The organism is Bradyrhizobium sp. DOA9, assembly GCF_000617845.2.
Lineage (GTDB): Bacteria > Pseudomonadota > Alphaproteobacteria > Rhizobiales > Xanthobacteraceae > Bradyrhizobium.
Genome location: NZ_DF820425.1, coordinates 2,102,871 through 2,120,052, shown reverse-complemented (window position 1 = coordinate 2,120,052; position 17,182 = coordinate 2,102,871). Strand labels below are relative to the sequence as shown.

Below are 17,182 nucleotides of genomic sequence, written 5' to 3'. Positions count from 1 at the left end.
GGATGTGGAAGGCAGTTGTTGCAGGGTTGTGCGGAAGTATCACGCATTCGATGCTGATGTATTTCAAATCCTGGGCTGGACTGCTTCCGGCATTCCAGCCCTATGAAAGTCTCCAGACGACACTGAGCCATGTAACCGGCACTGCAATCCATCCGATGGTGCCTTGGTTAGTTTCATTCCTGAATGGCTCAACCTTCGTCAGTTTCATCTTTGGACATCTTTATCGGTGGCTGCCAGGCAACGTCGGTGCGGTCAAAGGAATGATATACGGTGTGCTCGGATGGGCGATTATGGGACTGGTGTTCTTTCCTATGATCGGCCTTGGGTTATTCGCACTCCAGGTTGGACTTGGCATTTCACCCGCACTGTTCTCGCTGGCAATGCTCCTAACCTACAGCGTAACACTGGGCATGGTTTACGGCGCACTCAATTCCTGACTTGTTTGAATGTGATCAGCGCAGGTCCGTTTGGGGTCAAAAGCTGCTTCTCGAACACGAGAAGCGCGGCTCTCCTTGTCTCCGGCACGCAGAAGTTGGCTTAGGCGGCCTTGCCTTGCATCAGATCGGCCCATCGCTCGCCAGTGCGTTTCTCGTAATAATCGGCCAGCGCGTTGAGAGCGATCGCGCCGTCGCCCTGGTAGGATGGCCCGTGCATCAGCGCCAGCGTCTTCGGCTTGAGCGGCGCGAGCCGGCGTATAGCCGCGCCCATGCCGGGCGAGAGTGCTGAATATTGGAACAGGTTCTCGCCCTGGATAGCCGGGCCGACAATGTCGCCCGTCGTCAGTGCAGGGTTATCGCCAAGTTGCGTAAACAGGTCGCCGCACAGCAGCGTCCCGGTCGACTCCTCGAACATCACGCCCGCGTCCCACCCGTGGGGCGTATGCGGCGTGTCGATGTAGCGCACGCGCTTGCCGCCGCCGAGATCGATGACCTCGCTGTCAGCCAGCACGCGCGGCGCGCGATCCGCCATATCATTGAGCGACACCAAGCACCCCGTCGTGCCGTGGGCGATTTGTGCGTTGGGCGCGGACGCGAGCCATTCGTTCATCGCGCCGCATTCGTCGGCTTCGTAGTGCCCGAACGCAATCCAACGCAGGCTCTCAACCGGGATCAGCTTGGCGGCCGCCTCCCGGTTCAGCGCAAACATCTTGTGCAGGCCGGTGTGGAAGAGCAGCGGCTGCTCGGCACGGATGAGGAACGAATTACAGGCAAAGCCGGCGGGCTCCGCGATCTGCGGCACGTAGGTCGACAGGCGATAAATGCCTTCGGCGATTTCGGCGATCTTCGTTTCCATAGGCCTCTCCAATGGTTGACTGGACTGGACCTCGATCCGATTTCATAATACATATATGTGTATCGAAATGAAGCGGTCCTGTCAATATGAATGCACAAGATTGTGTAGCGAAATAAATGGCTCGGAGCTACATCCTCAAAAAGCGTGCCCAACAGCAGGTTGAAACGCGCCTGCGCATCGTAGAGGCCGCGGTCGAACTGCATACGAAACTCGGCCCGGCAGCGACGACGTTCAGCATGGTGGCTGAAAAGGCCGGTGTGCAGCGGCACACGCTCTACGCCTATTTTCCCGACGAGCGGAGTTTGCTCATGGCTTGTTCGGGTCATGTTGAGGAGCGCGATCCCGTCCCCGACGCCACCGCTTGGCGTGACATTGTCGATCGGACGCTGCGCCTCACCACCGGCTTGCGCGCGATCTACGCCTGGTTCGAACGCAATGAGGTTCTACTGGGCAACGTGCTGCGCGATGCCGAGCAGGACAAGCTCGTGCAGGAGATCGGCCGCTTGCGCTACGGCCCGGCAATTGACGCTTGGCACGACGTGCTCGGGGCCAAGCTGAATGCGAACCAGCGCGCCATGCTGCATCTGGCCCTGAGCTTTTACACGTGGCGAAGTCTTGCACGCGAAGCCGGCCTCAAGCCTGCCGCCGCTGTCGACGCGATGGTCGGAGCGGTGAACGGGGCAGCGGTGACAAGCTTGGCTCGGTAATACGTAATACAAGGGAGAAAGAGTCAGCTTGGGGTGGCAAGCCGCCGGCCACGCTTGCAGTGGCAGACGTCCGCCGTGCTCTGGTAAGCTGACGATGATGAGCACTCCCCGATCGGAGCTTCTCGCGAACCACAGCGCCCCGGAAGGACAGCCAATGAGCAGCAAAGCCGTCGTCTTCGACGCCTACGGAACGCTCTACGACATCCAGTCGGTCGCTGAGGTCACCGAGGATGCGTTTCCCGGCTATGGCGAGATCATCACGCAGGTCTGGCGCATCAAGCAGCTCGAATACACCTGGCTGCGCTCGCTGATGGGACGCTACCGAGACTTTGACGCGGTCACCCGCGATTCGCTCGCCTATACGCTGCGCGTGCTCGGGCTGGCCTACGAGAACGAGGCGTTCGAGCGCGTGATCGAGAAGTATCTGCATCTCGATCTCTATCCGGATGCAGCCGAAACACTGGCGGAGCTGAAACCCCGCAAGCTCGCCATCCTCTCCAACGGCAGCCCGGACATGCTCAACGCGCTGGTGCGCAATTCCGGCCTCGATGCCCTGCTCGATGCCACCATCAGCGTCGACGCGAAGAAGATCTTCAAGCCGAGGCCGCAGGCCTATGAGCTGATCGGCGAGGTGCTCGGCACCGCGCCCGATGAGGTTCTGTTCGTCTCCTCCAATCCCTGGGACGCCGTCGGGGCGAAATCGTTCGGATTGAAGGTCGCCTGGATCGAGCGGGTGACGCCGGAAGCGATGGCGCTGGCTTGCGTCGAGACCGAACTCGTGGCACCGATCACCATGTTCAAGGCGATCCGCACCCAGATGGACGAGCTCGGCTTCGCGCCGGATCATCGTGTCCGCGCGCTCTCCGAGCTGCCGAGAATCGCTTGAGAGGTTGTCCGCCTGTGAGATTGGAATGAGCTGCCTGGAATGAGCCTGGAATCCGTTCGCGCCTTCTTCGCCGAGAAAGCCCCCGACATCTCCGTCATCGAATCCCCGATCAGCTCCGCGACCGTGGCGCTGGCGGCAGAAGCCTATGGGGTCGAGCCGGGAATGATCGCCAAGACGCTGAGCTTGCGCGTCGGCGAGCGAGTGATCCTGATCGTCGCGAGCGGCACCTCGCGCATGGACAACAAGAAGGTCAAGGCGCAGTTCGGCGGCAAGCCGAAGATGCTGGGCCTGGAGGAAGTCGCCGGGATCACCGGGCACGAGGTCGGCGGCGTCTGCCCGTTCGGGCTCAAATCGCCGCTGCCGGTCTATTGCGACGTCTCGCTGAAGGCATTCGACGTCGTGGTGCCCGCCGCCGGCTCGACCCACAGCGCGGTGCGCATCACGCCGGAGCGGATGGCCGAGCTCACCGCGGCCGAATGGGTCGACGTCTGCGAGCACAGGCCGTAGGGACGGCGCCGGATACGATGCCTGGTTGCATTGCCGGTCAGGCGGGCTAGCATAGCGGCGATGACCGACGACAAGGTGAAACGACGACTGACCACCGTGCTGTGCGCTGACGTGTACGGCTATTCTCGTCTCATGGAAGCGGACGAGACCGGAACGCTGGAGACGCTCCGCCGCTACCGCGCGGCCATCGCGCGCCTGGTCGAGCGCCATGACGGCCGGATCGTGAACACCTGGGGCGATGCCGTGATCGCCGAGTTCGCCAGCGTCGTCGAGGCCGTGCAATGCGCGATCGAGATTCAGCAGGAGATCTCCAGCCAGGCTTCGGACGCGTCCCAGGCGAGCCCGATGCAGTTCCGCATCGGCATCAACCTCGGCGACGTGATGGTGGACGGCACCGACATCTATGGCGACGGGGTCAATATCGCATCGCGCCTGCAGGAGCTCGCCGAGCCGGGCGGCGTCGTGATCTCGAGCTCCGTCTACGATCAGGTGCACAACAAATTATCCGTTGGCTTCGACTGCCTCGGCCAGCGCCCGATGAAGAACATTGCCCCCCTGACCAGTTACAGGCTGACCCTGGGCGGCCAAGCTGCAGGGTCTGGGAGCTTCCCGGTCGATGAACACGCAACGCCCCCAGAGCGGGCGCGGTCTCCGCGGTGGGACGACAGGCGCGCGCCATCCGCGCCGACGAATTTCGTCTCGGATTGGCTCGCAAGACTGCCTCGCTCGGTTGCAGCGGCCCTCACGGTGTCGGCGTTCCTGATCCTGATCAATCTGTTCACCAGCAACAGGATCTGGTTTCACTGGCCGGTCGCAGCCATTCTGTTCAGTGTGGTCTTGCGGATGGTGCTCGGATCGCGGCCTGAAACGGACCGCAGGCCCGAGCGCTGAACGAGGCGGCACGTCGCGCCTACGCCCGCACATCTCTCAGCCTAATCGTCATATTCGTCATAGGGCCGCGGTCCCGCGTACGGAGGTGGCGACGGCGCATTGTTATAGCGCGGCGGCGGCGCGGCGCGATTGCGCGGGAGCGGCTGCTGCGGTTGAGCTTGGTTGTTCGACTGGAACACCGCACGGCAGCCGCTGGAGAGCTGCGGCGTGTTCTGTTGCAGACAGGCCACGATACGGTTTACGTCGGGAATCTGGTCGCTGCATAACCGCCACACGTCGGGTGTGCAGGCCATCTGTTGTTCCATCGTGCCGCGGTATTCCTGCGCGGATGCAGCGCTCTGCGCCACGATGCCGCCGACCGCAAGCGCCACACCTAGCGCGATCCGCTCTGCTCGCATGTCCAAATCCTTCCCACGTCTCTCGAATTGTCTTCAATCAATGAGACGCGGGCTTGTTCTGGACCAACAACAAAATGTGAAAACCGAAACTGGAACCTACTCCACCTTGCCGATCTTCTTCACCGCCGCGATCAAACGTGCGCTGTCGGCGGCGACGAACTGCGCGAAGGCCGGCGCGTCCTGATAGGCGACGAGACTGCCCGAGGTCTCGAACGTCTTGAGGATGTCGGGACTCGTCATCACCTCTGCCATCGCCTCGCGCAGGCGGGTCGCAATCGGCGCAGGAAGAGCGCTTTGCGCGAACAGCCCGGCCCAGATGTAAAACTCGACATCCTTGTAGCCGAGCTCCTGGAAGGTCGGCACGTCCGGGAAGCTCGCGATGCGCTGCGCGCCGCAATTGCCGAGCACGCGCAGCCTGCCGTCGTCGACCTGCGGCTTCAGCGTGCCGGGTGCGGCGGCGATCGCCTGCACGGTGCCGCCGAGGATCGCGGTCAGCGCGGGGCCCGCCCCGCGGAACGGCACGTGCAGCAGCTTGATGCCGGCGCTGCCCGCGAACATCTCCATCGCCACATGCAGCGTGCCGTAGGGCCCGGACGAGCCATAGGCGATCTGGCCGGGCCGCTTCTTGGCATCCTCGACGAAATCCTGCGCGGTTCGCCACGGCGCCGAGGCCGGCACCGCGAGCAACGTCGGATCGGCGAGCACGCGCGCGATCGGCATGAACTGCGACATCTCGTAGGCAACGGGACGGTCGAACAGCCGGTCGGCCTCGGGCAGCACCGCGAGCGAGGACAGCGTCATCAGCAGCGTGTAACCGTCGGGCTCGGCTCGCGCGGCCGCGGCATTGCCGACCGATCCGCCGCCGCCGCCCGCCCGGTTGTCGACGATCACGGGCTTGCCGAGGATCCGCTCCAATGCCATCGCGACCGGTCGCGCCGCGAGGTCGGCTTGTCCGCCGGCCGGGAACGGCACGATCATGGTGATGTTGCGCGCGGGGTAGGCCTGCGCGAACGCGCTGTCCGGCAGGGCAGCCCGCAGCAACGGCAATGCCGCAGCGGCGCGAAAGAGATCGCGACGATCCATGGTGAGGCCTCCCCTGATTTTCTTAGTTGACGGGCCAGCCTAACGTGGCGACGGCCAAGAACAAGACGTTTACCAGGCGTTAGCCATGTCCGGCCCGGCCGGGAACGCCGGCCTTGAGCCGCCGTTGGCCTTCCAGGGAGTGAGTGATGCACAATCTTGGAACCATCGACGTCGCCTTGGACGAGATGCTGGTGAATCTCGCAGCGATCGTGTTGCGGCTTTCGACGCCCGAATTGACGCGAACGCCGGAAGCGCGGCGCGCGTTGGCGCAATCCGTCCATCAATACGGGGTGTGCGCGGCGCGGTCGAGCGACCCGCGCGTTCACGAATTGAAGGCGCAATTGGAGGGGACGCTGAAGCCGAGCCTGCGCATCGTCGCGAGCCATGGCGTGAAGGTGTCGTAGCCGACGGCGTCATTGCGAGCGCAGCGAAGCAATCCAGAATCTCTCCGCGGAGACACTCTGGATTGCTTCGCTGCGCTCGCAATGACGAGACTCCGGGACGGCTTGGTCTACGACCCCTTCGCCTTCGCGCGCGGCCGCCGCTTGCATGTGCCCGGCAGCTTCGCCGCGAGGAAATCGCCGAGCGCTTCGACGCGGGCGGGGCGGGGGCCGCCGGGCGGGGTCACGAGGTGCACGGCGCCTTCGGCCTGCTTCCAGTCCTTCAGGATGACCTCGACCTCGCCCGACGAGATCGCCTCACCGACGATGAACTCCGGCAGCTCGGCGATGCCGAGGCCCGCGATCAATGCCGGCATCACGGCTTCGCCGTTGTTGACGCGAAGCTGGCCGCCCGGGCGCACGCTGGCCTGCTCGCCGGCCGAATTGGTGTAGTGCCAGGCGTGGGGCGTGGAGAGATAGGCGTAAGCGAAGCATTTGTGCTGGGCGAGATGCATCGGGTGCGTCGGCCGGCCGTGCTTCTTGAGATAGGAGGGAGCTGCGACCGTGTAGCGCGGCATGGTGAAGAGCCGCCGCGCGATCAGCGAGGAATCCGGCAGCCGCGCAATCCGCACCGCCATGTCGAAGCCCTCGCCGATGAGATCGATGGTGGCATCGCTCAGATGCAGATCGACCGAGACTTCCGGATAGGTCTCGAAGAACTCGGGCAGCAGCGGCGCCACCGCCTTGATGCCGAACGTCATGGGCACGGCGAGCCGCACCAGCCCGCGCGGCGCCACCGATTGCGCGAGCGCCTCGTTCTCCGCCGCCTCGCCGTCGGCCAGCAGGCGCGTGGCGCGTTCGGCGAGCTTGTGGCCGGCGTCGGTCAACGCGAGGCGGCGCGAGGTGCGGTTGAACAGCCGCGCGCCAAGCCGCTCCTCCAGCCTGGTGACGGCCTTGGACACCGTCGCCTTGGACATCGCAAGCTCGCTCGCGGCTCCCGCAAACGACCGTAACTCCACGACTTTTGCAAAAATGGCGAGTGCCTCGAAATCCGGGAGTTTTGCCATGGAACCGGCCCGTCCGATCAATTTCAGGAAACAATGAGTTTCAACAGTTTCTATTTCTATACCAGAGGGGGAGCCTTATCCAAGGGGGCAATCGCACACGGTCCTCAAGACGGAGGTTCGGCGCCAGACGCGCCAAACCCTCGCATCAGGGAAAACGCAGATGATCGAACTCAGACCTTTCAACAAGCTCGGCGGCGCCGACCATGGTTGGCTGAAGGCAAAGCATCATTTCTCGTTCGCCAGCCACTACGACCCGAACAACATGGGCCATGGCGCGTTGCGGGTATGGAACGACGACGAGATCGCGCCAAACACCGGCTTTCCCGCCCATCCCCACGCCAACATGGAAATCATCACCTATGTGCGCGAGGGCGCGATCACCCATCAGGACAGCCTCGGCAACGAGGGCCGCACTGAAGCGGGCGACGTGCAGGTGATGAGCGCCGGCAGCGGCATCCGCCACTCCGAGTACAATCTGGAGCCAACGAAAACGCGGATATTCCAGATCTGGATCGAGCCGACGGCACGCGGCGGGCAGCCGACCTGGGGCTCCAAGCCGTTCCCCAGGGCGGATCGCTCCGGCAAACTCGTCACCATCGCCAGCGGCATCGAAGGCGACACGGATGCGCTGCCGATCCGCGCCGACGCGCGGGTGCTCGCCACCACGCTGAAAGCCGGCGAGAGCGCGGAGTACGAGCCCGAGAGGTCGCGGCATCTCTATCTGGTGCCCGCGGCGGGTTCGGTCGAAATCAACGGCGTGCGCGTCAACGCACGCGACGGCGTTGCGATCCGCGACGAGCAGAAGCTGAAGATCACCGCGCTCGAAGACTCCGAGCTCGTGCTCGTCGACGCGGCGTAACCACTCTCTCCGTCATGGCCGGGCTTGTCCCGGCCATCCACGCCTTTCCACGAGCAAGCAAGAACGTGGATACCCGGGCATCACGGCCAGAACAACTAGTCAAGACTCATCATCCAACGGAGATCACCATGACCAAAGTTCTCGTTCTCTATTATTCCGCCTATGGCCATATCGAAGCGATGGCGAATGCTGTCGCCGAAGGCGCGCGCGAGGCCGGCGCCACCGTCGACATCAAGCGCGTGCCGGAGCTGGTTCCGGCCGAGGTCGCGAAAGCCTCGTATTACAAGGTCGACCAGACCGCCCCGATCGCCAAGGTCGAGGAGCTCGCCAACTACGACGCGATCATCGTCGGCACCGGCACCCGCTTCGGCCGCATGGCCTCGCAGATGGCGAACTTCCTCGACCAGGCCGGCGGGCTCTGGGCCAAGGGCGCCCTGCACGGCAAGGTCGGCGGCGCCTTCACCGCGACCGCGACCCAGCATGGCGGCCAGGAGACGACGCTGTTCTCGATCATCACCAACCTGCTGCATTTCGGCATGGTGATCGTCGGCATGAACTACGGCTTTGCCGGCCAGATGAAGCTCGACGAGGTTACCGGCGGCGCGCCCTACGGCGCCACCACGATCACCGGCGGCGACGGCAGCCGCCAGCCCAGCGCCAACGAGCTCGCCGGCGCGCGCTATCAGGGCCGCCAGATCGCGGAGACCGCCAAGAAGCTGCATGGATAAGCTCCATGGATAAACTCCATGGCTGAGCTGCACGGCGGACGCGATGGGCGGTATTCCTTCGAGGAATGCCGCCTCAGCTCCGTTCTGTCTTCCTCCTGACGAGGTCCTTGCCGATCGGCCGCACGGGTTCGCTCCGCAGCACCAGCGAGGTCGTGACAGCGCCGAAACCGGCGATGCGATCGACGATGGTCTCGAGATCCTCCGGCGCGGGAACGAGCACCTTGAGCACGAAACAATCATCGCCCGTCACGCGATGGACTTCGACGATGTGAGGGATTTCGCTGAACCGCTTGAGGCAGGTCTTGATGTGCTCGTGCGAGGTGCGCAGGCGCACCAGCGCCATCAGGCCGAGCCCGAGGGCGCGCGGGTTGATGCGGGCGCCGTAGCCCTCGATGATGCCGGCTTCCTCGAGCCGCTTGACGCGTTCGGACACGGCCGGCTGCGACAGCCCGACGGAGCGGCCGAGCTCGGACAGCGGCACGCGCGCATTGGCTTGGAGCGCCTCGAGGATCTTCAAATCCTTGGCATCGATGCTTCCGAAGCGATCCAACTCGATTCTCCGTTCCACCTTGAGATCATCGGCAGATGGTCGATTTCGCCGATGACTTGCCATGTGATGCAGGACCGCGATCGGTCACACTGCGGCCTCACCTCAGATATCACGAGACGTTCATGCACGACATCATCACATTGCCCGGGCTCGGCGGCTCCGGAGATACCCATTGGCAGACGCTATGGGAGCGCAGGGATGCGCGTTTCACGCGATTCCAGCCGGCGAGCTGGGACCAGCCGGAGCTCGACGACTGGGAGCAGGCCCTGGAGCGCGCGGTCGCGCGCTGCGCCCGGCCGCCGGTCCTGGTCGCACACAGCCTCGCCTGCCTATTGGTGGCGCACTGGGCCGCGCGCTTCCCCTCCGCGATTGCCGGCGCCTTTCTCGTCGCCGTGCCCGATCCGGATGGCAGCCATTTTCCTGCGGAGGCCGTGGCGTTCAAGTCGGTCCCCCGCCCCGCGCTGCGCTTTCCTGCGCTGATCATCGCGAGCACGAATGATCCCTACGGAGCGCTCGAGGTGACGCGACGGCGGGCGCAGGACTGGCAGTCCGGCCTGATCGTGCCGGGTGCGCTCGGCCACATCAATGCCGCGAGCGGGCTCGGCGACTGGCCGCAAGGACGCGCGCTGCTGGATGCCTTCCGCGCGGGCCTTCCGAGATGATGGTGAGACAGACGACGCCCGTCAGCGCGTGCCCTTGCCCATCGCCCGCGCCGCGAGGGCGGCGAGTTTCGGATAGCGGCGCAGGCGCTGCGCGGCGTGATCGCGCCAGGCGAAGGGCAGGCCGCGCCAGGACAGCGCGACGCTGACGTCGGTCAGCGGCGTCCTCTCGGCGCCGAAGCGGCGCTTGTAGGCTTGATTGCCGATGCTGAGGTCGAAACGGCGCACGCCTTGTGCATGCAGCGCGGCCATGGTGCGCTCCGCGACGAGCAGACCCGGCGAGCAGCTCGACCATTGATCGCCGCCATGGCTGATGCGCAGCAGGAAATAGGTCGCGCCATGCCTGACGCCGAACGTGGTGGCGACAATTCCTTCGTCGCACACCAGCGCCGAGACCGTGGCATAACCTTCGGCGAGGCCCCGGCGGACGACCTCGCGATAGAATCGCGCATGGGTCTCGTCGTTGAGAACGAACCGCGAGCCGAGCTTTCGCATGCGGGCCTGCTGCTGGACATCCGTCACGTCGAGCAGCTCGTGGGCACGCGCGACATCGGCGGCGATCTCGAATCGCGCGCCGGCATGACGGCTGAAGACCCGCCAGCAGCGCCGCATCTGCAGGCGCTTGATCGAGGCCTGATAGTCGTCATAGTCGTCGCCCATCAGCACGAGATTGCCGTTGAGCGAGGAAGATCCGATCCGGCCGAGCGCGACCAGCGGGTTCGGCTTGCCGCCGACCTCTGCCGGCATCTTCTTCAGGCGGAGCAGATCGAGGCGGTCGGGCAGCGCGCGCAAGGCGTCGATCAGCGCCGTGTTGACCGCGTCCGTCGCTCCCGCATCCAAGGCGGCATCAAGCGCCAGGATCGGCGCGTTGTTGTCGGAGACGCCGAGGTCCGCAAACTCGACGATGCGGATGCCGCGCCTGACATGGCTGATCATCGGCACGATTGCGATGTCCTTGCCGGTGGCGGCATCGGAGATCACCGCGATCAGCGGAGCGACGTCGTGAAACGCCCCGTACCAGGCGCCGAGCCAGTCAGCATGCTGGAAGGCGGTGCGTTGTCCGGCGCTCAGGCGCGAGGCCGCATGCCGCCAGTCACGCAGGACATCGACCGCGAAGGCCGACGCGCTGGACGCAACATCATCGGGCTGCTCGATGCTGAGGAAGGTCATCCGCGGGGCTCGGTCTGCTCGACGCATTGGAACCTCGCCAGGAAGTGCAGTCCGGCGACGGCCAGCGCGAGCATGAACCAGATCGGATTCTGCCGTTCGAGCAGGAAGGTCTCGGTCGCACCGTAGTACAGGCCGAACAGCCACACGGTCAGGAACAGCTTGGCCAGTGCGCCACTGCGGCTGTGAGCCTGCGCCGTCTGGAAGTTGCCGAGCGGGGCGAGCACGAAGATGAGAATCACGAGCAGCAGCCCCGGCAGACCGATCGTGACCGCGAGATCGAGATAGCTGTTGTGGCTGTGCGCCGCCGACGTCGCCCATTCGGCGCCCTGGGCGGTCGCCCGCGCGCCCACGTCATCCCAGAACGCGGCATAGCCGTGGCCGATGATCGGCTTCTCGGCGAGGGCCGCGAGCGCGAAGTCCCAGATCGCGGAACGGCCGGTGAAGGTGGGATCGAGCGGAAGCAGCCGCGTCATCGCCGCCAGCGCCGGGCTGACGACACTGCCCACGGTCAAGAGGTTCATCGCAACCAGCGGCACGAAGCAGATGATCCGCTTCAGCCACAGGCTTGGCGTGACATAGACCAGCGAGGCGAGCGCGTAGATCGCAAGGCACAGCACCGACGAGGTCTTGCCGCCGGTGAAGACCAGGAAGGTGCCGGCCAGCACGGCGATCGCAGGCCCCATCACGAACGAGCCCACGGCGGACAGGTAGATGCCGACATAGACCAGGATGGTCATCACGGCCGAGGCGATGTTCTTGTGGCCGAAGCTGCCGCGCCAGTCGCCGGCCAGCTGCGGCTCGGTGACGTCGAGCGCCGTGTGGATCGCAAATTGCGGCGCGAAGAGGACGCCGAGATAGCAGAGCGCGAGCAGCACGAGTGCGGCGGCACCGAGGCAGAAATCGAAGCTGCGCTGCGTCGGCGGAAGCAGCGGCAACACGATGGCGAGCGACGTCACGCTGACCGTGAGGACGAATCGCTGTACCGAAACGCCACGGCTCTCGGAGAAGACGATATTGATCGCGAGCCAGCCCAGCAGGCAGAGATGCAGCGGCGTCACCAGGCTCCTCAGCGCGGGTGCATCGGTGGCAGCGACACACAGCATGGCGACCGCAGCCAGCAGGCCCCAGGCGATATAGGTCAGCGCCATTCGTCCGCCGACGATCACGGTGACGTCGGGATTGCGCAGGTCCGGGAACGGATCGAGCGTCACCAGCACCAGCAGCAGCGCTCCGACCGCGACGAGGCAGCGCGCCACCGGCGCGGCATCGAGCCCTGCAAGGCGATCGCGCAGGGCATGGCCGAACGATCGGGCCTCGACGTCGGTCATGTCGGCGGCGCTGCGGTCCATGGCTCAGGACATCTGGTGACGCCGGTGATTCCGGTCGCGGCTCAACTCTCCCGAGGCTTCGTCAACGGGCCGGCCCGAGCTCTGCAACGCGACAGGCTGCCGCATGATGCTCCGCGCGATCTCGTAATATTGCAGCGCCCGCTGCTCCAGCGTGAGATTGTCCAGGATGTAGCCGCGCGGATCGAACGCGCCGGCGTTGCATCCGGCCCAGAAATTGTTCCAGCCCGCCTCGAAGCCTGCGATGTCGGTGAACTTGACGCCGCAGCGTTCGTCCCAATACGGCACCGACGACACCGGCGCGAACTGCACGCGGTGCGGATAATAATCGGGGTCGCGCCACGGACCGCCCGGATCCCAGGCAAACACCGGAACGCCGCAGGACAAGGCCTGTTGATAGGCGATGCCCTGGCTCTCGCTCTGGCACAGGAAGATCATCGCGCGCGAATGAGCGAGCGCAGCCTGATAATCCGCTTCCTTGTAGCTGCCGTAGCGCAGCTCCGTGAACGAGCGGCCTTCCCTGGTGAGCCGGGCGCGAACGGGCTCGATCATCTCCGGCGCGTAGCGCTCGCGGTCCCAGTGCACCTTGTCGTAGATCAGGACGTCGACGGTCTTTTGCGCCTCTGCCGACGGCGCCCAGAGATCCGTGTCGATGCCGACAGGCCAGGCCTCGGTCTCGGGCCAATGAGGCCGGTACATGTCGACGTACCAGGAGCCGGGCACCACGACCTTCTTCACCGGCAGACGCTTGAACAGATCGGGGTCGTCGAGCGGATGATTGTGGGCGGCCACGCCGAGCAGGATCGGGTTCTTCCATGCGAACTTGTCGAGCAGGAAGGTGCGGCCGACGATGCAGGCGAGCTCGTCGGGATGCTGCGCGATGTAACCGTAATCGTTGACGCGGTAGCGGATGCCGAGCCGGTCGAGCCCCGCACAGAGATTGAGGAACACGCGCAGCTGTCCACTCATGCGCGGCTCGCCGAGCAGCAACCGGCGGGCGATGCGCCGCAGGTGCCGGTCGCCGGCAAACCAGCGGTCGTCCTTGTCCTCGTAGAAGAGGTTCAGGATCATCGCATCGGGGTCGTATTCGAACGTGTTTGCGGGCACTGGATTCCATCCGCGGCAGTCCGATGCGCATTCTCGCACGGGGCCGGCCGCCGCACTCTTCGAAATTTGCCACAGGCTTAATGCCAGCGGCTTAACGTTATTCTACGAAACCGGCTGCACCCGAACCTTCTCGGCAGCGGCTTCGAGCGCAATGCTTGTATCATTCGCGCGCGCCGGGCTTGGCGATCGCCAGTGTTTCTCGGCGCGGCCCACGGGTCCTGGTTAACAGATCATTAAAGGCGAGCCGTAGCGTGATCACCGCCGAAGAGGTTCTCGAACTGCCCGCCGCCTCCCGCGCGGCAGCGCCCGCGCGCTTGCCGCTTCAGGTCGGCTCGACCACATCGGTATCCGTCGTCATTCCCGCCAAGAACGTTGCGGCCTATGTCGGCGAAACGCTCGCCAGCGCGCTGGCGCAGCGCGAGGTGACCGAGGTGATCGTCGTGGACGACGGCTCGGACGACGAAACCGTTGCGATCGTCCGCGGCATGCGTGACCCGCGGCTGCGCTTGTTCCACAATGATTCCGCCGGCGTATCGGCCGCGCGCAATCTCGGCGCGCGACAGGCAGGCGGCGAGTGGCTGCTCTTCCTCGATGCCGACGACCGCCTGCGACCCGGCGCGGTGGCGGCGCTGCTCGCTGCAGCGCGCGGCGCGCCGCGCGCCGTTGTCGTCTATGGCGATTACAACACGATCGACAGCGAAGGCCGCCAGATCGGCCGGCGCGATCTCTTGAAGGGACGCCGGAAGCCGTCCGGCGACGTGCTGACGCGGCTCGCCGCCGGCAATTTCATCGTCAATGGCGGCATAGCACTCGCACGCGCGGAGGCTTTCCGTGCCATCGGCGGTTTCGATCCGTCGCTCAAATATTGCGAGGACTGGCATTGCTGGTGCCGCCTTGCTGCGATCGGCGAGTTCGCGTTCGCGCCGGAGTTGCTGCTCGATTATCGTCTTCACACCGCCAACACCATGAACGCCGCGGTCCGGACGCCGAAGGACTTCTTCCCGGCCATCGCGCGGGTGTTCGATGACGGATTGATCCTGGCGAGACTACCCGAGCGCATGACAGCCGGGCTGCGCCTCGCCGCCGAGATTCATCTCGTCACCTATTCTGCGATGCAGGCGGTTCGCTTCGGCAGGTATCGCCAGGCATTCGCGTATCTCGCGATGATCGGCCGGCGGTCGCCCAGATCGCTGCCGCGCTCGGCAATCCGCGTCGTCCTCGCCCGCTTCGGCATCTAATCCTCGCCTCAAGACGCGATCTTCGAGGCCTCGTAAGGCTTCGGCTCGAGGCCGAGCGCTGCCAGGCCGGCGCCAAGCGCGACCATCACTGGATGCATTGCGACGACGGCTTTCGACGACGTCAACAAGGCTGCACTACGAAGCAGCGACAGCGGCAAGCGCCCCAACATCTGCGCGAACACCCGCGCCCGCGCCGCGGTGCTCCGCGCGGCCTTGTACTGCACACGATAATTGATCGCGCCGATGCGCAAGCCGCGCTTTGCGATCCAGCCGAGGCTGGTGCGGCCTCGCGGCACGGTCTCGGTGATGACCGCCTCCGCCGTCCAGTGGAACAGCATGCCGGCGTCACGGCATCGCACGAAGAAATCACAATCGCCGCCGCCGAGAAAATTGAAGCGCAGGTCGAACGCGGGCCGGTCGAACCGCTCGAAGGCGGCACGCGTGATCAGGCAATTGCCGCAGCCGTAGATCAGCGGCACCGCACCGCTGTAGTCGTAGGCTGGACAGAAGGCGGGATGACGCGAAAGCCAGGGCTTGCTGTCGTCGTCGAAGACCGGCAGCACCGGCCCGCCGACCACGTCGGCGCCGGTCGCCTCCGCGGTGCGGACCATCAGCTCGAGCCAGTCGCTCGATGCGAGCTCGTCGTCGTCGATCATCAGGAAACGGGTCGCGGCGGGAAACAGCTCCTGCGCCGTCTCGAAGGCAGCATTGATCGCCTGGCAATTTCCCTGCCGCGTCTCGATAAGGCAGACGCCTTGGAGCCGTCCAGCAGACAGGAACTCCGCGGCAACCGGCGCGCTTTCGCGCCGCACCGCATCGTTCTCGACCATGACGACGGCAAAGGACCGCGGGGTGCGCTGGTTCGCCAGCGATTCCAGTGTCAGCCGCAAATGTTGCGGACGACGGAAGCAGGGAACGCAGACCACGATGCCGACCGACAGGTCGATGATTCGAGAGCTCGCCACGATCTCCCTGTTGGGATCGCGCACGGCGTCCGAGATGCGCGCCGCGGACAGGTCGGTCGGGATCAATGTCATGAGCTCTAGATGTCCGAGATGTATTGAAAAAGCCCTGCTTCGATCGCGCGTCCCACGACGGTACATCGCCGCGGGACAAATGCGTCTCAAAACGGACGGCGGCCGCGCGGCACATCGCCGCCAGGTTCGCCGCACATCATGCTGCAATTGGCGGTCCATGCTCCGACAACGCTCCAACATGAACAATGCCGTAGTTAATGCGCATGCGCATTAACCGGGCCGTAAGCACTGCGACCGGTGAGCCGGCGCGGCATCGGATTTGCTCTTCGGGCAGGCGCATTTTTTCCTGTAAATTTGAATAGAACAAGCGCGGTCAGAAAATATGAACAAGCCAGCCACGATCGATTTCGCGACAGCCACCACGATCCAGATCCCCGCGGCCGTGCCATTTGCGGAGGCGCTGCATGATCTCGTCCCCGGCGAAGCCCGCGACAGCCTGCTCGCCGTCCATGACGTGCTGGGCCGCGAGCTGCCGCGGGGCCGGCTCGCGATCTATGAAGCAGGCGGAGGCTCGTGCAGCGTTCTGCCGCCGGACTTGCTGAGCCGCAGCAAGGTCACCGTCGTCGATATCGACGAGGACCAGGTCCGCAACAACAGCTACGCCGACGAGGCGATCCTCGGCGACGTCCAGACCTACCGCTTCGCCCGCGAGACCTTCGATCTCGTGATCTGCTACAACGTGATCGAGCACCTGCCCAAGGTCGACGCCGCGCTGCTGAACTTCCGCGACGCGCTCAAGCGCGGCGGGTTGATCCTGATCGGCGCGCCCAATCCGCGCTCGCTCTCGGGGGTGGTCACCAAATATTCGCCGCACTGGTTCCACGTCTGGTTCTACCGGCACATCCGCGGCATCAAGGACGCCGGCCTGCCCGGCGAGCCGCCGTTCCCGACGTTCTTTCATCCGCTGGTGACGCTGCCCCGGCTGGAAGCATTCGCGGCCGCCAATGGCCTCGAGATGATCTATCGTCGTGAGGTCGAAAGTCCGCGCTATCCCGAGATGCGCCGGCGCAAGAAGCTGGTTGCGGCCCTGGTCGATGCCGGCGCCGCGGTGCTCAACGCCGTGCTGCCGCGCGGCACCGACGTCCGCCGCGGTGACTATCACGTCATCCTGCGGAGGATCTGACCGCGATGACGCGTGTGCGGCCCATCAACGGACGCATGGCGGCCCGCGGCCATTCTGCGCGCGGTAACGGATCGTTAAGTCTCGGAAGTGGCGGGCGTCGCGGCGACGCGCCGAGGGACGGCATGGGCTTAAACGCTTTGTTTGCCATTTCGG

The 17,182-nt window shown here is 65.0% G+C and carries 20 protein-coding genes; 11 read left to right on the top strand and 9 right to left on the bottom strand.

Annotated elements, in window-relative coordinates; translation table 11 throughout:
* Positions 1 to 2: 2 nt before the first annotated feature.
* Positions 3 to 437 carry a DUF6789 family protein gene (locus tag BDOA9_RS09790; RefSeq protein WP_244521461.1) on the top strand — a complete coding sequence of 145 codons (435 nt, stop codon included), beginning with the start codon at positions 3 to 5 and terminating at the stop codon, positions 435 to 437.
* Positions 438 to 537: 100 nt separating this feature from the next.
* On the opposite strand, the gene BDOA9_RS09785 is transcribed toward BDOA9_RS09790, so the two are convergent.
* Complete coding sequence (locus tag BDOA9_RS09785) at positions 538 to 1,293, bottom strand: MBL fold metallo-hydrolase (RefSeq protein WP_025033757.1); 756 nt, start codon at positions 1,291 to 1,293, stop codon at positions 538 to 540.
* Positions 1,294 to 1,409: 116 nt separating this feature from the next.
* Between BDOA9_RS09785 and BDOA9_RS09780 the strand changes: the two genes are divergently transcribed.
* The 4 genes from BDOA9_RS09780 (at position 1,410) to BDOA9_RS09765 (ending at position 4,284) form a co-directional block, all read left to right on the top strand.
* The gene (locus BDOA9_RS09780; protein WP_025033756.1) at positions 1,410 to 2,000 is read left to right on the top strand and encodes a TetR/AcrR family transcriptional regulator; all 591 of its coding nucleotides are present in this window, start codon (positions 1,410 to 1,412) and stop codon (positions 1,998 to 2,000) included.
* A gap of 154 nt (positions 2,001 to 2,154) precedes the next feature.
* Positions 2,155 to 2,886, top strand: a complete 732-nt coding sequence (locus tag BDOA9_RS09775; RefSeq protein WP_025033755.1) for a haloacid dehalogenase type II — start codon at positions 2,155 to 2,157, stop codon at positions 2,884 to 2,886.
* Positions 2,887 to 2,925: 39 nt separating this feature from the next.
* Complete coding sequence (locus BDOA9_RS09770) at positions 2,926 to 3,393, top strand: YbaK/EbsC family protein (protein WP_025033754.1); 468 nt, start codon at positions 2,926 to 2,928, stop codon at positions 3,391 to 3,393.
* 60 nt (positions 3,394 to 3,453) lie between these two features.
* Positions 3,454 to 4,284, top strand: coding sequence for an adenylate/guanylate cyclase domain-containing protein (locus BDOA9_RS09765; RefSeq protein WP_025033753.1), 831 nt, complete (start codon positions 3,454 to 3,456; stop codon positions 4,282 to 4,284).
* 41 nt (positions 4,285 to 4,325) lie between these two features.
* Here BDOA9_RS09765 and BDOA9_RS09760 read toward each other — a convergent pair whose 3' ends face one another.
* Positions 4,326 to 4,682, bottom strand: a complete 357-nt coding sequence (locus BDOA9_RS09760) for a hypothetical protein (protein ID WP_025033752.1) — start codon at positions 4,680 to 4,682, stop codon at positions 4,326 to 4,328.
* Positions 4,683 to 4,778: 96 nt separating this feature from the next.
* Positions 4,779 to 5,765, bottom strand: coding sequence for a tripartite tricarboxylate transporter substrate binding protein (locus BDOA9_RS09755; protein ID WP_025033751.1), 987 nt, complete (start codon positions 5,763 to 5,765; stop codon positions 4,779 to 4,781).
* 146 nt (positions 5,766 to 5,911) lie between these two features.
* Between BDOA9_RS09755 and BDOA9_RS09750 the strand changes: the two genes are divergently transcribed.
* Positions 5,912 to 6,169 carry a hypothetical protein gene (locus BDOA9_RS09750; RefSeq protein WP_025033750.1) on the top strand — a complete coding sequence of 86 codons (258 nt, stop codon included), beginning with the start codon at positions 5,912 to 5,914 and terminating at the stop codon, positions 6,167 to 6,169.
* 107 nt (positions 6,170 to 6,276) lie between these two features.
* On the opposite strand, the gene BDOA9_RS09745 is transcribed toward BDOA9_RS09750, so the two are convergent.
* Positions 6,277 to 7,212: a LysR family transcriptional regulator gene (locus BDOA9_RS09745; RefSeq protein WP_025033749.1), complete on the bottom strand. Its 936-nt coding sequence runs from the start codon at positions 7,210 to 7,212 to the stop codon at positions 6,277 to 6,279.
* A 160-nt stretch (positions 7,213 to 7,372) separates the two neighbouring features.
* Between BDOA9_RS09745 and BDOA9_RS09740 the strand changes: the two genes are divergently transcribed.
* Together BDOA9_RS09740 and wrbA are read left to right on the top strand one after the other, a co-directional pair.
* Positions 7,373 to 8,071: a pirin family protein gene (locus BDOA9_RS09740; protein WP_025033748.1), complete on the top strand. Its 699-nt coding sequence runs from the start codon at positions 7,373 to 7,375 to the stop codon at positions 8,069 to 8,071.
* Positions 8,072 to 8,199: 128 nt separating this feature from the next.
* A complete protein-coding gene (gene wrbA / locus BDOA9_RS09735) occupies positions 8,200 to 8,799 on the top strand; it encodes an NAD(P)H:quinone oxidoreductase (protein ID WP_025033747.1) in 600 nt (199 codons plus the stop codon).
* A 73-nt stretch (positions 8,800 to 8,872) separates the two neighbouring features.
* On the opposite strand, the gene BDOA9_RS09730 is transcribed toward wrbA, so the two are convergent.
* Entirely contained in the window at positions 8,873 to 9,349 is a 477-nt protein-coding gene (locus BDOA9_RS09730; protein ID WP_025033746.1) for an Lrp/AsnC family transcriptional regulator, read from the bottom strand.
* A 122-nt stretch (positions 9,350 to 9,471) separates the two neighbouring features.
* On the opposite strand from BDOA9_RS09730, the gene BDOA9_RS09725 reads away from it, so the two are divergent.
* Positions 9,472 to 10,011: an RBBP9/YdeN family alpha/beta hydrolase gene (locus tag BDOA9_RS09725; protein ID WP_025033745.1), complete on the top strand. Its 540-nt coding sequence runs from the start codon at positions 9,472 to 9,474 to the stop codon at positions 10,009 to 10,011.
* 21 nt (positions 10,012 to 10,032) lie between these two features.
* On the opposite strand, the gene BDOA9_RS38760 is transcribed toward BDOA9_RS09725, so the two are convergent.
* From BDOA9_RS38760 to BDOA9_RS09710, 3 genes are read right to left on the bottom strand one after another with little or no spacing between them, the layout of a single operon-like run.
* Positions 10,033 to 11,178 carry a GNAT family N-acetyltransferase gene (locus BDOA9_RS38760; protein ID WP_025033744.1) on the bottom strand — a complete coding sequence of 382 codons (1,146 nt, stop codon included), beginning with the start codon at positions 11,176 to 11,178 and terminating at the stop codon, positions 10,033 to 10,035.
* Entirely contained in the window at positions 11,175 to 12,527 is a 1,353-nt protein-coding gene (locus BDOA9_RS09715; protein WP_025033743.1) for an O-antigen ligase family protein, read from the bottom strand. The genes BDOA9_RS38760 and BDOA9_RS09715 overlap by 4 nt, the downstream gene beginning before the upstream one ends.
* 3 nt (positions 12,528 to 12,530) lie before the next feature.
* Positions 12,531 to 13,631 carry a glycosyltransferase gene (locus tag BDOA9_RS09710; RefSeq protein WP_025033742.1) on the bottom strand — a complete coding sequence of 367 codons (1,101 nt, stop codon included), beginning with the start codon at positions 13,629 to 13,631 and terminating at the stop codon, positions 12,531 to 12,533.
* A gap of 251 nt (positions 13,632 to 13,882) precedes the next feature.
* On the opposite strand from BDOA9_RS09710, the gene BDOA9_RS09705 reads away from it, so the two are divergent.
* Positions 13,883 to 14,869 (top strand): glycosyltransferase, encoded by a 987-nt coding sequence (locus tag BDOA9_RS09705; protein WP_025033741.1) that lies wholly within the window; start codon positions 13,883 to 13,885, stop codon positions 14,867 to 14,869.
* Between the two features lie 8 nt (positions 14,870 to 14,877).
* On the opposite strand, the gene BDOA9_RS09700 is transcribed toward BDOA9_RS09705, so the two are convergent.
* Positions 14,878 to 15,906 (bottom strand): glycosyltransferase family 2 protein, encoded by a 1,029-nt coding sequence (locus BDOA9_RS09700; protein WP_025033740.1) that lies wholly within the window; start codon positions 15,904 to 15,906, stop codon positions 14,878 to 14,880.
* A gap of 322 nt (positions 15,907 to 16,228) precedes the next feature.
* Here BDOA9_RS09700 and BDOA9_RS09695 point away from each other — a divergent pair, with 322 nt between their 5' ends.
* Positions 16,229 to 17,029, top strand: coding sequence for a class I SAM-dependent methyltransferase (locus BDOA9_RS09695; RefSeq protein WP_025033739.1), 801 nt, complete (start codon positions 16,229 to 16,231; stop codon positions 17,027 to 17,029).
* Positions 17,030 to 17,182 lie beyond the last annotated feature (153 nt).

Bases quoted from the DNA above. Each gene is read 5' to 3' on its own strand.
- BDOA9_RS09790 (WP_244521461.1), top strand. From the start codon at position 3: ATGTGGAAGGCAGTTGTTGCAGGGTTGTGCGGAAGTATCACGCATTCG.
- BDOA9_RS09785 (WP_025033757.1), bottom strand. From the start codon at position 1,293: ATGGAAACGAAGATCGCCGAAATCGCCGAAGGCATTTATCGCCTGTCG.
- BDOA9_RS09780 (WP_025033756.1), top strand. From the start codon at position 1,410: ATGGCTCGGAGCTACATCCTCAAAAAGCGTGCCCAACAGCAGGTTGAA.
- BDOA9_RS09775 (WP_025033755.1), top strand. From the start codon at position 2,155: ATGAGCAGCAAAGCCGTCGTCTTCGACGCCTACGGAACGCTCTACGAC.
- BDOA9_RS09770 (WP_025033754.1), top strand. From the start codon at position 2,926: ATGAGCCTGGAATCCGTTCGCGCCTTCTTCGCCGAGAAAGCCCCCGAC.
- BDOA9_RS09765 (WP_025033753.1), top strand. From the start codon at position 3,454: ATGACCGACGACAAGGTGAAACGACGACTGACCACCGTGCTGTGCGCT.
- BDOA9_RS09760 (WP_025033752.1), bottom strand. From the start codon at position 4,682: ATGCGAGCAGAGCGGATCGCGCTAGGTGTGGCGCTTGCGGTCGGCGGC.
- BDOA9_RS09755 (WP_025033751.1), bottom strand. From the start codon at position 5,765: ATGGATCGTCGCGATCTCTTTCGCGCCGCTGCGGCATTGCCGTTGCTG.
- BDOA9_RS09750 (WP_025033750.1), top strand. From the start codon at position 5,912: ATGCACAATCTTGGAACCATCGACGTCGCCTTGGACGAGATGCTGGTG.
- BDOA9_RS09745 (WP_025033749.1), bottom strand. From the start codon at position 7,212: ATGGCAAAACTCCCGGATTTCGAGGCACTCGCCATTTTTGCAAAAGTC.
- BDOA9_RS09740 (WP_025033748.1), top strand. From the start codon at position 7,373: ATGATCGAACTCAGACCTTTCAACAAGCTCGGCGGCGCCGACCATGGT.
- wrbA (WP_025033747.1), top strand. From the start codon at position 8,200: ATGACCAAAGTTCTCGTTCTCTATTATTCCGCCTATGGCCATATCGAA.
- BDOA9_RS09725 (WP_025033745.1), top strand. From the start codon at position 9,472: ATGCACGACATCATCACATTGCCCGGGCTCGGCGGCTCCGGAGATACC.
- BDOA9_RS38760 (WP_025033744.1), bottom strand. From the start codon at position 11,178: ATGACCTTCCTCAGCATCGAGCAGCCCGATGATGTTGCGTCCAGCGCG.
- BDOA9_RS09715 (WP_025033743.1), bottom strand. From the start codon at position 12,527: ATGGACCGCAGCGCCGCCGACATGACCGACGTCGAGGCCCGATCGTTC.
- BDOA9_RS09700 (WP_025033740.1), bottom strand. From the start codon at position 15,906: ATGACATTGATCCCGACCGACCTGTCCGCGGCGCGCATCTCGGACGCC.
- BDOA9_RS09695 (WP_025033739.1), top strand. From the start codon at position 16,229: ATGAACAAGCCAGCCACGATCGATTTCGCGACAGCCACCACGATCCAG.